Raw genomic sequence first — 12,267 nt, 5'->3', positions numbered from 1 at the left:
TTCTCGGCGGGCACGGGTTCGGCGTTCTCGCTGCTGCCCGCGCAGAACGCGACGGGCAACTGGATCAAGGTGGTGCAGCGTCTGCCGGTGCGGATCTCGCTCGATCCTGAAGATCTGCAGAAGCATCCGCTGCGTATCGGTCTGTCGATGCAGGTCGATGTCGACATCAAGAACGATTCGGGCAGCCAGTTGGCCAACGCGCAGAACACGGTGTACGAAACGAACGTGTTCGAGAAGTACGGCGACGAAGCCGATGCGGAGATTGCGCGGATTATTTCGCAGAACGCGGGCGTGAAGACGGCAGACAAGCGCGCCGAGTGAGGGCGTGCCAATGGAGATGCAACTAACTGCCAGAGCCTTCCGCAACCTGGATACGCCGGTTCCCGGCGCATAGCTTGAGCGCTTGCAGGTTGTGACGTTCGGAGCAGTGCATCTCGTCGTCGAAACCCGGTTGCACGCATTCGCACCGGCCGCTTAAAACGGCTGGTTTGCGAACATCGTTCGGATAACCAGGTATTGTTCAAAAGCCTCCTGAAAACAGGAGGCTTTTGTTCGACTGGCGAAAGCAGCAGAGTGTCTGCTTAACGGCTTACCCGATCTCCGGCTCGAACGAACGGATCAGTGTCCGTGCGCTTCGCGGAAACCGGCGTCATGCTCGAATCGATCGGCACGTCTACCGGACTGGAATCCGGCCGAAACGATAAACAGGACTCCTGCAAACGGCCAGGAGAACGTCGCCAGCACGAAGCAGAACCAGAAAGCGTCTTGAGGAGGGTACGCGGGGAGTGCCCATGACAGGCAGGCAGCTGGCAACAGCAACATACACAGCGCCGACCGATTGAGGAAAACGGCGACCTTTGCGTTTTTGAGCGTTTCTGCGTGCATGCCTGTCTCCATTTGAAGTGGCACTGGGACATAGAGTCGCACGATGGCAATCCAATGAAAACTTGGTGAAAGCCCTGAGGTAATTTCGCTGAAAATCGACGTGGATTGGCCGAAATTGCGGGGATTTGATGGGGTCAAGACGCTTGAAAGGCGTTGTGCGAAGCCGCATGAAAAGCCTGAATTCCAGGCCGTAAATGAATGGAAACGGAACGGCCAGAAAGGAAAAATGAGCGCAATCGCTAATAGCGTTAAGATGCGCGCTCGACTCCGAAGTCTTTCAGGCTCAATCGCAGACTCATTCTCGCGCCATGCCCCAATATCTCGACGCTGCCGCATTCATCGAACTCGCCCAACGCGCGGAACAGACTCAAGCCCCCGTGTGCGTCTGCACAAAAACGCCGCTCGATGGCTGGCAAACGCAGCCGCTTTCGCTCGACGAGCGCCAACTCGAACAGATCGGTACGCTCGCGTTGCAAGATGAGGCCGAACCCACATTCGCCGAACATTTGCCCGGAAATCTCGGCTATTGGTCCGAGGAAGCGCCGATTGCACCGCGCCACTTTCCATATAACCGCTGCGGTGTGTGGAAATGCACGCAGTGCGGCCGGCTTTATCTGCGATATACGGAAGGCGGCGGCTATTTCGTCGATCAGCGTATTCGCGCGGTAAAGGCGGCGTTGATCGAAGACGTGCCGCTTTAAAACCGCCACAGCCAGATTCAGGCAGATTCAGAAGGATTCGGCGCGATTCGGTCGATCCGGCCACTTGCCGTTATGCTGTCCGGCGTCGGGCACGCATGTCGCGTCCCGGCTCACTCCCTTCATCACCAGACCAGCGCATGGGTATCCGGGAACTCGCCAAGGAATTGAAGCTGTCCGTCTCGACCGTGTCGCGCGCCTTGAACGACAGCGACGAGGTCAGCGACGAAACACGCGAGCGCGTGCGCGCCGCCGCGCTCGAACACCGCTATGCGCCGAGCAAGTCGGCGGCGAGCTTGCGGCGCGGGCGACTCGACATCGTCGGCTTGATGCTGCCGGTGCGGCGCGAGGAAGAGACCTACACGCACGGCATTTTCATGCGCCTGGCCGACGGCCTCCAGTCGGTGCTCTCGCGCCATGGGATGGACCTCGTGATGTACTCGAGCGCCTCTTGGGACGACGAGTGCGCGCGGCTGCGGCGCATCGTCGACCGGCGGCATGTCGATGGCGTGATTCTCGCGGGCACGCGGCGCCACGACGAGCGGCTCGACTACGTCGCGAGCCGCCATTTTCCGTTCGTCGCGCTGGGCCGCAGCGAGTCGGGCGGCGAGCACGCCTGGGTCGACCTCGATTTCGAAACGGCGGTGGCGGCCTGCGTCGCGCAACTCGTCGCGCGCGGGCATCGGCGCATCGCGCTGGCGATTCCCGGCGGCGACGCGATGCAGGCGCACATCTACCTGCGCGCCTGGCAGCAGGCGATGAAGCAGCACGGACTCGCGGTGCCTGAGGGTTTCGTGCAGCGTAACGAGCTGTCCGAGCGCGGCGGCTATCTCGCGACCGGCGCGCTGCTGGCCCTGGCAAACCCGCCCGACGCGCTGATGTTCCAGAGCGATTGCATGGCGATCGGCGCCTATCGCAAGCTGCACGAAACGGGCATGACGCCGGGCCGCGATCTGGCGATCTCGGGCGGCGTGCTGGCCGGCGAGGTGTCCGACTACCTCGCGCCGCGCCTGTCCGGCTTCACGCTCGATGCCTATGCGCTGGGCGAGCGCCTCGCGCAGGCGCTGCTGGCTCAGCTTCCCGACTTCGCGTCCACGTATCCCGCCGCGCGCGAGCCGCAGTTGTGGCCGCTGACCCTGCGCGATCGCGACGACGACGCCCCCGTACCGACGTCCTCCGGGCGCTGAGCCGCTTCATCGCACCTTCGCGCGGCTCGCTTTCGCACCGAGTCATCGCGCATCATCGACATTGTTTTTTCCGCGATTCGCCTTTGCGATTTTCGCAGCCAGCTTGACAGCGTCGGGCCCAGACGCAACTATCTGCCTGTTCCCGGAAACGTTTCCGGGAACGCAGCACGAATACCGCAGCAAGACGCATGCACGGCCAGGCCGGCCGAACGAGACGGCTCCCGCACAGAACCGGAAAGAGCCTCGAACACAGCGCGATTCAGACGCGCGAAAACGGAGACAGCATGAAGAAGCTACTGGCCGCCTCGGCGGCGATCGGTTTGGCATTGTCGCTTTCCTGCGCGCCGCTGCACGCGGCGTCGCTGTCGGTCTGGGCCGTCGACGAGCCCGACGACTACACCGCGAAAATGGCGCAGGAGTTCGCGAAGCTGCACCCGGACGTTCACGTGCAGATCCGCAAGGTGGGCTTCGCTGCGCTCAACGACGAAACCATGCGCGCCGTGATGTCGGGCAACATGCCGGACGTCGTGCCGATCGACAACCCGAACACGGCGATGTTCGCTTCGAAGAATGCGCTGCTCGATCTCGGTCCGTACCTCGCGAAGTCGAAGGTCATCGACGCGAAGCAGATCTTCCCCGGACCCCTTAAAAACGCGAGCTGGAACGGCAAGATCTATGCGATTCCGCGCGGCACGAACACGCTCGCGCTCTACTACAACAAGGACATGTTCAAGGCCGCCGGGCTCGATCCCGAGCATCCGCCGCAAACCTGGGACGAGCTTTACACCGATGCGCAGAAGCTGACCGACGCGAAAAAAGGCGTGTACGGTCTCGCGTTTTCCGCGATCAACACGGAAGAGGGCGTGTTCCAGTTCCTGCCGTTCGTGCAGGCCGCGGGTGCCGACTGGGACCGCATGAGCGATCCGGGCGCGGTGCGCGCGGTCGCGTTCTGGCAGAAGCTGCTGGACAGCAAGGTGGCGTCGCCGGACACGCTCACGCATAGCCAGTCGGAGGCGGCGGCCACGTTCATCAACGGCAACGCCGCGATGGACATCGACGGCCCGTGGGAACTGGGCGCGGTCGACAAGGGCGCGAAGTTCAAGTGGGGCGTGGCGCTGCTGCCGGCCGAGAAGGCGGGCGGTCCGCGCGCGTCGGCGCTCGGCGAGCAGAATCACGCGATCCTGCGCGGCGCGAAGGATCCGGCCACGGCGTTCCAGTTCCTCGAATACATGTACGCGCAGCGCGGGCGCAACTGGAACGACTTCGGCATGCTGCCGCCTTCGCGCGACACCAACACGCCGAATCCGAAGTGGCCGCAGGCCTATCAGGTCTTCAACGAGCAGATGCAGTACGCGCGCCCGCGTGGACCGAATCCGCAATGGCCGAAAATCTCGAAGTCGATTTCCGATGCGGTTCAGTCCGTGCTGACGCACCAGGCGACGCCGCAGCAGGCCATGAACGCCGACGCACAAGCCGTTCAAGCCTCGCTTAAGTAAGTCATCCGAAATAAAGTCTGCAAGCCGTTGGCCGGAGGACGCCCATCGTCCTTCGTCCGACGCGCCGCCTTTGAGCGATCAACGCCATGAACACACTCTTGCGCCGTGCTCCGCGCGCGCCGGCTTCGGGCCTGCTGCGCCGCTTTCCGCGCGCCCATGCCTTCGAGATTTCGCTGGCCGTGTTCGCGCTGCTGTATCTGCTGGTGTTTGCCGGGCTGCCGCTCGTCTACAACATCGTGCTCTCGTTCCAGCAAGTCGATCTGATGGAGCCGGCCACGCTGCTGCGTCCGTTCGTCGGACTCGCGAATTACCGCGACGTGTTCAGCCGCCCGGAAATGCATCAGGTGATCGTGAATACGGTGCTGTTCGTCGGGCTTTCGCTCTTGTTTCAGGTGCTGATCGGCTTCGCGCTCGCGTTGCTGTTCGCGCAGGATTTTCCGTTCGCGAGCTTGATGCGCGGTCTGTTTCTCGCGGGCTGGATCATGCCGGGCCTCGTGGTGGGCGTGATCTGGAAGTTGATTTTTGCGGGCGATTACGGCGTGCTCAATCACGTGCTGATGCAACTGCATGTGCTGGACGAGAAAATATTCTGGCTCTCCGATCCGCATTGGTCGCTCTACGCCGTGATCGCGGCGAACGTGTGGCTCGGCGTGCCGTTCAACATGCTGCTGCTGTCGGTCGGACTCGCGGCCATTCCGAAGGACCTTTACGAAGCCGCCGAACTCGATGGTGCGAACGCGCTGCAACGCTTCACCGGTATCACCTTGCCGATGATGAAGGCGACGCTCGGCGCCGTGATCGCGCTGGGCGCCATCATGACGATGCAGCAATTCGATCTGATCGCGGCGCTCACCCAGGGCGGCCCGGCCAATTCGTCGCTGGTCGCGCAGTACTGGTCGTGGCAGCTTTCGTTGCAGACCTTCGAGGTGTCGGCGGGTTCGGCGGTCGCCACGGTGATGCTGCTGCTCGTGCTGGTCGTTGCGGTGATCTACGTGCGCTCGACGCGCAACGAAAGGATGGTCTGACATGAAGCGCTACGTGCTGTTTTTCATCGCGCTGTCTGTCACCGTGGTCTATTTGTTTCCGCTGTACTGGATGTACATCACGGCGTTCAAGAACGCGAGCGAGATGTTCCAGTATCCGCCCACGTTCTGGCCGCAGCATTGGCAATCGCACGTGTGGCAGGTGTTCAGCGAGAGCCACATGGGCAACTTCCTCTGGAACTCGCTCGTGACCGCGTGCGGCACCGTGGCCGTCACGGTGTTCGTCGGAACTGGCGCGGCCTATGCGCTCGCCTTCGTGCAGAACCGCTGGACCAGCTTCGCGATTTTCGCCGTGCTCGTGTTGCAGGCGCTGCCGTCGAGCCTGATGGTTACGCCCATCTTCACGGCGTTCAAGAGCCTCGGCCTGCTCGACACGCCGCGCCTTGCCGTGGTGCTCGCGCAGATCACCAAGACGCTGCCGTTCTATATCGTGCTGTGTCGCCCGAGCTTCGTGCAGGTGCCGCGCGAACTGCGCGACGCGGCGCTCGTCGATGGTGCGTCGCCCGCGCGCGCGTTCTTCGGCGTGATCCTGCCGCTCGCGGTCAACGGCATTCTCGTCTCGGCGATTCTCGTGTTTTTGCAGTCGTTCGGCGAGTACGTGTACGCCCGCTCGCTGATCCTCGACGACCGCTATCAGACCGCGACCGTGGGGCTCTCGGCCTTCGTCGGCGCGACCAAGGTCGACTGGATCGGCATCATGACGTACTCGGCTATTTTCGTCACGCCCATCCTCGTGGCTTTCATGCTGCTGCAACGCAGGATCGTCGCCGGGCTCACCGCCGGCGCGCTCAAGTAACGCATACGGAGAATCGCAGTGGATCGCATACAGATCGAGCGCCTGAGCAAAAGCTACGGAGCCGTGCAGATTTTGAAGGACATCGATATCAGCGTGCCCGAGGGGTGTTTCGTCGCGCTGGTCGGACCGTCGGGTTGCGGCAAGTCCACCTTGCTGCGCACCATTGCGGGACTGGAGCCGATCACGGGCGGCACGCTGCGCATCGACGGCAAGGTCGTGAACGACGTGCCGCCGCGCAAGCGCGATGTCGCGATGGTGTTTCAGAGCTACGCGCTTTATCCGCATATGAATATCGAGCGGAACATGTCGTACTCGATGCGGCTGCGGCGCGCGGCGCCGCAAGTCATCCGCGAGAGTATCGACGGCGTCGCGCGCACGCTCGGGCTCGACCATCTGCTCACGCGCATGCCGCGCCAGCTTTCCGGCGGCCAGCGTCAGCGCGTGGCGATGGGTCGTGCAATTGTACGGAATCCGAAGGTATTTTTATTCGACGAACCGCTGTCGAATCTCGACGCGGCGCTGCGTGTGCACATGCGCACGGAGATCCGCAAGCTGCATCAACGCCTGGGCGCGACGTCGGTGTACGTCACGCACGACCAGATCGAAGCGATGACGATGGCTGATCACGTCGTCGTGATGCGCGCCGGAGAAGTCGAGCAGCAGGGCGCGCCGCTCACGCTGTATCGGCAGCCGGCCAATCGTTTCGTGGCGGGTTTTATCGGCTCGCCTTCGATGAATTTCGTCGAAGCGGTCATTGGTCCGGATGGACGCAGCGCGCGTTTTGGCGGCGCGCAAAGTCTCGATCTCGGCCGCGCGCTGCCAGCGGGCACCGAGGTCTGGATCGGCCTGCGTCCCGAGCATCTACAGCTGCATCGCGAGGCGCACGGCGTGCGCGGCGTGATCGACACCGTGGAAAGCACGGGATCGATGAACTTCATCGCCGTGAAGGTCGATGGCGTTGACGCGCCGTTGATGATCGCGCAGTCCGGCCCGTGCACGTTGCGCAGCGGCGAGGCGATCGGGCTCGACATGGCGAGCGAGCACATTCACGTTTTCGACAGGAAGACCGAGCGCGCGCTGTGAGCGCGTGCCGGTTGGCATGGACATTCACGTTCAATCAGCATTGAGCACATCTAAATGAAAATCAGCGACGGAAACTGGTTGATCCGCGAAGGGCTGGGCGTGACTTACGCAGCCTCGCCGCACAGCGTGGAGATCGTCGGCGACGAATTGCTCGTGCACGTCGCGCCGCGCGATGTGTCGAGCCGCGAGCGCCAGCTCGATACGGGGCTGTTCACGTGGCGGTTCTTCTCGCCGCAAAGCGGCGTGATCGGTGTGCGCGTCGAGCACTTCTCCGGCGTGCGCGATCGCGGTCCGCACTTCACGCTCGAGCGTGCGCCGACGCAAATCGTCACCACGAACACCGAGGACGCCGCGAGCCTCACCAGTGGCTCGCTCACGGTGCGCATCGTCAAGTCGGGCGACTGGTCGGTGGATTTCCTGCGCGACGGCGAGCGCATCACGGGCAGCGGCTTTCGCGCGAGCGGGCAGGTGCACGATGCGAGTCAGCAGGGCGCGGCTTTCATTTTCGAGCGGCTCGATCTGGGCGTCGGCGAGAACGTTTATGGGCTCGGCGAACGCTTTACCGCGTTCGTGAAGAATGGGCAGGTGGTCGAGAGCTGGAACCGCGACGGCGGCACCGGCACCGAACAGGCGTACAAGAACGTGCCGTTTTATCTGACCAATCGCGGCTATGGCGTGCTGGTCAATCACCCGGAGAACGTGTCGTTCGAAGTCGCCAGCGAGAAGGTCGCGAAGGTGCAGTTCAGCGTGGCGGGCGAGCGGCTCGAATACTACGTGATCGACGGCCCGACGCCGAAGGCCGTGCTGGACCGCTTTACCCGGCTCACCGGACGTCCCGCGCTGCCGCCCGCCTGGTCGTTCGGTCTCTGGCTCACGACGTCGTTCACGACGAATTACGATGAAGCGACGGTCAATCACTTCATCGACGGCATGGCCGAGCGCGGCATTCCGCTGCACGTGTTTCATTTCGACTGCTTCTGGATGAAGGCTTTCCACTGGTGCGATTTCGAGTGGAACCGCGAAACCTTCCCGGACCCGCAGGGCATGCTTGCGCGGCTCAAGGCGCGCGGGCTGAAAATCTGTGTGTGGATCAATCCGTATATCGCGCAGCCGTCGCCGCTATTCGCCGAAGGGATGGAGAAAGGATATTTGCTTCGGAAACCTAACGGTGATGTGTGGCAGTGGGACCGCTGGCAGCCGGGTCAGGGTATCGTCGACTTCACGAATCCCGAGGCGGCGCAGTGGTACGCGGGGCATTTGCGGCGCTTGCTGGAAATGGGCGTCGACTGCTTCAAGACGGATTTCGGCGAGCGCATTCCGACCGACGTGGCGTATCACGACGGCTCCGATCCGCAGAAGATGCACAACTACTACAGCTACCTTTACAACAAGGTGGTGTTCGACGTGCTGCGCGAAGTGCGCGGCGAAGGCGAGGCCGTGGTGTTCGCGCGCTCGGGAACCGTGGGCAGCCAGCAATTGCCCGTGCATTGGGGCGGCGATTGCAGCGCGACCTATGAATCGATGGCCGAAACGCTGCGTGGCGGGCTGTCGCTCGGATTGAGCGGCTTCGGCTTCTGGAGTCACGATATCGGCGGCTTCGAGCACACCGCGCCCGCCGACGTCTATAAACGCTGGTGCGCGTTAGGGCTGCTGTCGAGCCATAGCCGTCTGCATGGCAGCAAGTCGTATCGCGTTCCATGGCTGTTCGACGACGAAGCCGTGGACGTGGTGCGCCATTTCACCGAATGGAAATCACGTCTGATGCCGTATCTGTTCGACGCCGCACAGCAGGCGGTCGAGCACGGCACGCCGATGCTGCGCGCGATGCTGCTGGAGTTTCCCGACGATCCGGCCTGCGATCATCTGGACCGGCAGTATCTGCTCGGCGATGCGCTGCTGGTCGCGCCGGTGTTCAACGCAATCGGCGACGTGGACTTTTGGCTGCCCGAGGGGCGCTGGACGCATCTGTTCACGGGCAAGGCCGTCGAGGGCGGCAGGTGGTTGCGCGAGCGGCACGGCTTCACGAGCCTGCCGGTGTACGTGCGGCCGAACACGCTGCTGGCGATCGGGACTGAAAATCAGCGCCCGGATTACGACTACGCGTCGCGCAGCGAACTGCATCTGTTCGAACTGGCCGATGGCGCGAGCGCGACTGCAACGCTGCGCGACGAGCGCGGCGCGAGCGTGACGCAGGTGAGCGTGACGCGGCAGGGCTCATCGTTGAGCGTGCGCTATGCGGGCGTGAAGGACGTAAAGGGCGCGAATGGCGTAGATGGTGCATTGCCGTTGACGCTGCGGCAATGGCCCGAGTTGCGCGATGCGGGCGGACTGGCGACGCAAACGGGAGAACTGGGCGTGGTCGTGCAGTTGCCGGCGGGCGACGGGGAAGTCGTGTTGCACGTATAAGCCGAAGCGCCCTGGTGCGCTCGACGCACGCAGGGCTGCGATCAACGTTCCGCAGTCGGCGCAAGTACGTTGCCGACCGCGGAACGAGGGAAACTCAGCGATTCTGGAAGCTTTGCAGCACGGTGAGCAGGCTCGTCAGGTTGTCGGCGACACCGCCCTGCGCGACCTTCTCGGTGGCGGCCGCGCCCGCCATCGTGTTCATGCTGTAGATCTGCATCACGCCCTGATTCGCGGCAGCCTGCGCGAGCGTGTTCTGTTGCTGCTGCGCCGAAACCGCGTTCTCGAACAGAATGCCGGTCGAGTGCGCCATGGTCTGGTAGATCGAGCCCATCGCCATCGCGGGCGCTTCGCCGAGCACCTTCACGTTCGATTGGGTGACGGCGTCGGTGATCTGGTTATTCACGGAAGTCGGAAAGCTCATCTGGGTTCTCCTTTGACAAAACGTCGTAGCGTCGGCAGTGCGCGCTCAGCGCGCACAGTGCTTCAGCGGTTCTGGAACGCCTGCATCGTGGCGAGCAGGCTGGTCAGGTTGTCGGCAACGCCGGCCTGACTCACCTTTTCGGTGCTGGCAGCGTCGGCCATCGTGTCGACGCTGTAGATCTGCATGACGCCCGTGTTCGCGCCCGCCTGCGCGAGCGTGTTTTGCTGCTGCTGCGCCGAGACCGTGTTCTCGTACAGAATGCCGGTCGAGTGCGCGAGGCTCTGGAACAGCGAGCCGAGCGCGAGCGCGGGTGCCTGGGCGAGCACGTTGACGTTCGCCTGGGTGACGGCGTCGGTGATCTGCGCGTTGACAGAGGTGTTGTAGGCCATGGTTCAGCTCCGGTGTCGAGGCGGTCGATCAGCGGCGGAACGACTGCAACACGGTGAGCAGGCTCGTCAGGTTATCGGCGACGCCGCCCTGGGCGACTTTCTCCGTGCCCGCCGCGCCGGCCATCGTGTCCATGCTGTAGATCTGCATGACGCCCATGTTCGAAGCGGCTTGCGTGAGCGTGTTCTGTTGCTGCTGCGCCGAGACCGAATTCTCGAACAGGATGCCCGTCGAGTGCGCCATCGTCTGGTACAGCGAGCCGATGGCCATGGCGGGCGATTCGCCGAGCACCTTGACGTTCGATTGCGTGACGGCGTCCGTGATCTGGTCGTTGACAGAGGTCGGGAAAGACATGGTGTTGCTCCTTTGGTTGAAGAGTGGATGCACGGCGCTGACGGGCGGCAGCGCTGCATGTCGCGCCGTGCTACTGCATGGACGAGCCGCCGGACGGCTCGTGAACACCACCTGACTGCTCGGTGTGTGAGGGGGACGTGGCTGCGCCGGCGTCGTTCGCGCTGTGTGCAGTGTTATTTCCAGCGCTATTCGCCGTTGCGTCGGCACTGCCGTTGTTGCCGCTGTTGTTCCCTTGCGCGGCCTTCGCCGCTTCCTGCGCATTGATCCGCTGGATCAAATCCTGCAACTGCGTGACGAGCGGCCCGAATTGCTGGTTGAAGCAATTCTCGACTTCCTGCTTCGCAAGCCCAGCCAGATGCGCGGCGATCTGGGTGAGTGCGAGCTGGTTGCCCGGCTGCAATTGCGCGAGGTCTGGATTGAGCGTCGCGGGGCGCAGATCGGAGAGCGTCTTGCAACTCTCCAGCAACGCGAGAATGGCCTGCTCCTCCTTTTCCTGAACGTCGAGCGCCTGAGCGGAGCTTGCCTGGATCGTCTCCAGAATGTTGCGCATGCCGGACGTGGCCTGCGCCTGCCCCTGACCGATGGCGGACTGCACCTGACGGCGCGCCTGCTCGACGGCGTCGAGCGATTGCGTCGCGGGCGTCGTCGCTGACCGGCCCTGGAAGCCTTGCTGTAGCCGCAGCAAAGTGGCTTCTTCCTGCGCTTCGAGCGAGCGGTTCAGATACTGCTCGGCGATCTGGCGCAACGCCGGGTTGAGCGTGGCGTCAGCCATGACTCGCGTCCTGTTGCTGGCCGCCGATAAACGGCGCGAGTGCGCTGCGCACCGACAGCAATGCGTGCAGGATGCCTAAGTACTTGTTGTCGTCGTGACCGGCGGTGGCGTTCAGGAGCGATTCGCCCCATTCGGCCAGATGGCTGCTGACCAGTTTCGTGGCGATGTCGTGGAGCTGGTTCAGATCGTTTTGCATGGTGGTTTCTCCGGGAGTGAACGTGACGGGACAGACGCAAAGCGTGCACGCCTGTCGTGCTCAGGACGCTGCGTGTGCATGGGTTGTGAACGCTCAGCCTGCGAGTGGCGTCAGGAACAGCGCCTGTTCGGCCCGACGCCGTTTCAGCAGACCCGGCAACTCGCGGCCACCGGCCCGGTCCCAGCGTGGAAACTGGTTCGCGGCGGCCGCGTAGTCGCCCCGGTTCAGGTCGCGCAGCAGCGTCGAATTGCCAAGATTGCCGAGCCCGAGGTTGAAGCTGAAACTCACGAGCGCCGAAAACTGATTCGGATTGAGCGGCACGCGTGCGAGACGGCTAACGCCCTTTTCGAAGCGAGCGAGGTCGTCGTCGAGTAGCTGGTCGGCTTGCGTCTGCGTGATGATCAGTCCCGGCTTCACGTCGGCACCCGTGTGTCCGTATCCGATCGTCAATACGCCCACCACATCGGCGTAAGTGATCAGAAAAAGTCCTTCGTACTGCTTGATGAGTAAGATACCAGCGGAGTTGACTTTCATGATGGTTCC

Annotated in this window: 14 protein-coding genes and 1 pseudogene; 8 read left to right on the top strand and 7 right to left on the bottom strand. The window is 63.1% G+C overall.

The window, feature by feature from the left end; all coding sequences use genetic code 11:
* A pseudogene (locus tag LDO54_RS39240) lies at positions 1-291 on the top strand (HlyD family secretion protein); the annotation flags it as partial.
* Between the two features lie 327 nt (positions 292-618).
* On the opposite strand, the gene LDO54_RS15315 reads toward LDO54_RS39240, so the two are convergent.
* Positions 619-885: a hypothetical protein gene (locus tag LDO54_RS15315; protein WP_224011533.1), complete on the bottom strand. Its 267-nt coding sequence runs from the start codon at positions 883-885 to the stop codon at positions 619-621.
* 308 nt (positions 886-1,193) lie between these two features.
* Here LDO54_RS15315 and LDO54_RS15310 point away from each other — a divergent pair, with 308 nt between their 5' ends.
* The 7 genes from LDO54_RS15310 (at position 1,194) to yicI (ending at position 9,594) form a co-directional block, all read left to right on the top strand.
* Positions 1,194-1,586 (top strand): hypothetical protein, encoded by a 393-nt coding sequence (locus tag LDO54_RS15310; RefSeq protein WP_224011532.1) that lies wholly within the window; start codon positions 1,194-1,196, stop codon positions 1,584-1,586.
* A gap of 137 nt (positions 1,587-1,723) precedes the next feature.
* Positions 1,724-2,770, top strand: a complete 1,047-nt coding sequence (locus LDO54_RS15305) for a substrate-binding domain-containing protein (protein ID WP_224011531.1) — start codon at positions 1,724-1,726, stop codon at positions 2,768-2,770.
* A gap of 284 nt (positions 2,771-3,054) precedes the next feature.
* The gene (locus LDO54_RS15300) at positions 3,055-4,266 is read left to right on the top strand and encodes an ABC transporter substrate-binding protein (protein WP_224011530.1); all 1,212 of its coding nucleotides are present in this window, start codon (positions 3,055-3,057) and stop codon (positions 4,264-4,266) included.
* 86 nt (positions 4,267-4,352) lie between these two features.
* Positions 4,353-5,291, top strand: coding sequence for a carbohydrate ABC transporter permease (locus tag LDO54_RS15295; RefSeq protein ID WP_224011529.1), 939 nt, complete (start codon positions 4,353-4,355; stop codon positions 5,289-5,291).
* A 1-nt stretch (position 5,292) separates the two neighbouring features.
* A complete protein-coding gene (locus LDO54_RS15290; protein WP_224011528.1) occupies positions 5,293-6,105 on the top strand; it encodes a carbohydrate ABC transporter permease in 813 nt (270 codons plus the stop codon).
* Positions 6,106-6,123: 18 nt separating this feature from the next.
* On the top strand, positions 6,124-7,188 hold the full coding sequence (locus tag LDO54_RS15285) for an ABC transporter ATP-binding protein (protein WP_224011527.1): 1,065 nt from the start codon (positions 6,124-6,126) through the stop codon (positions 7,186-7,188).
* Between the two features lie 54 nt (positions 7,189-7,242).
* Positions 7,243-9,594, top strand: coding sequence for an alpha-xylosidase (gene yicI / locus LDO54_RS15280; protein ID WP_224011526.1), 2,352 nt, complete (start codon positions 7,243-7,245; stop codon positions 9,592-9,594).
* 94 nt (positions 9,595-9,688) lie between these two features.
* Here yicI and LDO54_RS15275 read toward each other — a convergent pair whose 3' ends face one another.
* From LDO54_RS15275 to LDO54_RS15250, 6 genes are all read right to left on the bottom strand, one after another.
* Positions 9,689-10,015, bottom strand: a complete 327-nt coding sequence (locus LDO54_RS15275) for a RebB family R body protein (protein WP_224011525.1) — start codon at positions 10,013-10,015, stop codon at positions 9,689-9,691.
* 62 nt (positions 10,016-10,077) lie between these two features.
* The gene (locus LDO54_RS15270) at positions 10,078-10,404 is read right to left on the bottom strand and encodes a RebB family R body protein (RefSeq protein WP_224011524.1); all 327 of its coding nucleotides are present in this window, start codon (positions 10,402-10,404) and stop codon (positions 10,078-10,080) included.
* 28 nt (positions 10,405-10,432) lie between these two features.
* Positions 10,433-10,756, bottom strand: a complete 324-nt coding sequence (locus LDO54_RS15265; protein WP_065061677.1) for a RebB family R body protein — start codon at positions 10,754-10,756, stop codon at positions 10,433-10,435.
* A 70-nt stretch (positions 10,757-10,826) separates the two neighbouring features.
* The gene (locus LDO54_RS15260; protein ID WP_224011523.1) at positions 10,827-11,528 is read right to left on the bottom strand and encodes a hypothetical protein; all 702 of its coding nucleotides are present in this window, start codon (positions 11,526-11,528) and stop codon (positions 10,827-10,829) included.
* A complete protein-coding gene (locus tag LDO54_RS15255; RefSeq protein WP_224011522.1) occupies positions 11,521-11,724 on the bottom strand; it encodes a hypothetical protein in 204 nt (67 codons plus the stop codon). The genes LDO54_RS15260 and LDO54_RS15255 overlap by 8 nt, the downstream gene beginning before the upstream one ends.
* A 93-nt stretch (positions 11,725-11,817) precedes the next feature.
* A complete protein-coding gene (locus LDO54_RS15250; RefSeq protein ID WP_224011521.1) occupies positions 11,818-12,258 on the bottom strand; it encodes a lysozyme in 441 nt (146 codons plus the stop codon).
* Between the last annotated feature and the right edge of the window lie 9 nt (positions 12,259-12,267).

It is taken from the genome of Paraburkholderia tropica, from assembly GCF_914484835.1.
GTDB lineage: Bacteria > Pseudomonadota > Gammaproteobacteria > Burkholderiales > Burkholderiaceae > Paraburkholderia > Paraburkholderia tropica_A.
The sequence above is the reverse complement of the archived record's forward strand: the minus strand, read 5'-3'. Positions and strand labels throughout refer to the sequence as shown.

What these genes read in the sequence shown, in the direction of transcription:
- LDO54_RS15315 (WP_224011533.1), bottom strand. Translation starts at nt 885, where the DNA reads ATGCACGCAGAAACGCTCAAAAACGCAAAGGTCGCCGTTTTCCTCAAT.
- LDO54_RS15310 (WP_224011532.1), top strand. Translation starts at nt 1,194, where the DNA reads ATGCCCCAATATCTCGACGCTGCCGCATTCATCGAACTCGCCCAACGC.
- LDO54_RS15305 (WP_224011531.1), top strand. Translation starts at nt 1,724, where the DNA reads ATGGGTATCCGGGAACTCGCCAAGGAATTGAAGCTGTCCGTCTCGACC.
- LDO54_RS15300 (WP_224011530.1), top strand. Translation starts at nt 3,055, where the DNA reads ATGAAGAAGCTACTGGCCGCCTCGGCGGCGATCGGTTTGGCATTGTCG.
- LDO54_RS15295 (WP_224011529.1), top strand. Translation starts at nt 4,353, where the DNA reads ATGAACACACTCTTGCGCCGTGCTCCGCGCGCGCCGGCTTCGGGCCTG.
- LDO54_RS15290 (WP_224011528.1), top strand. Translation starts at nt 5,293, where the DNA reads ATGAAGCGCTACGTGCTGTTTTTCATCGCGCTGTCTGTCACCGTGGTC.
- yicI (WP_224011526.1), top strand. Translation starts at nt 7,243, where the DNA reads ATGAAAATCAGCGACGGAAACTGGTTGATCCGCGAAGGGCTGGGCGTG.
- LDO54_RS15275 (WP_224011525.1), bottom strand. Translation starts at nt 10,015, where the DNA reads ATGAGCTTTCCGACTTCCGTGAATAACCAGATCACCGACGCCGTCACC.
- LDO54_RS15270 (WP_224011524.1), bottom strand. Translation starts at nt 10,404, where the DNA reads ATGGCCTACAACACCTCTGTCAACGCGCAGATCACCGACGCCGTCACC.
- LDO54_RS15265 (WP_065061677.1), bottom strand. Translation starts at nt 10,756, where the DNA reads ATGTCTTTCCCGACCTCTGTCAACGACCAGATCACGGACGCCGTCACG.
- LDO54_RS15260 (WP_224011523.1), bottom strand. Translation starts at nt 11,528, where the DNA reads ATGGCTGACGCCACGCTCAACCCGGCGTTGCGCCAGATCGCCGAGCAG.
- LDO54_RS15255 (WP_224011522.1), bottom strand. Translation starts at nt 11,724, where the DNA reads ATGCAAAACGATCTGAACCAGCTCCACGACATCGCCACGAAACTGGTC.
- LDO54_RS15250 (WP_224011521.1), bottom strand. Translation starts at nt 12,258, where the DNA reads ATGAAAGTCAACTCCGCTGGTATCTTACTCATCAAGCAGTACGAAGGA.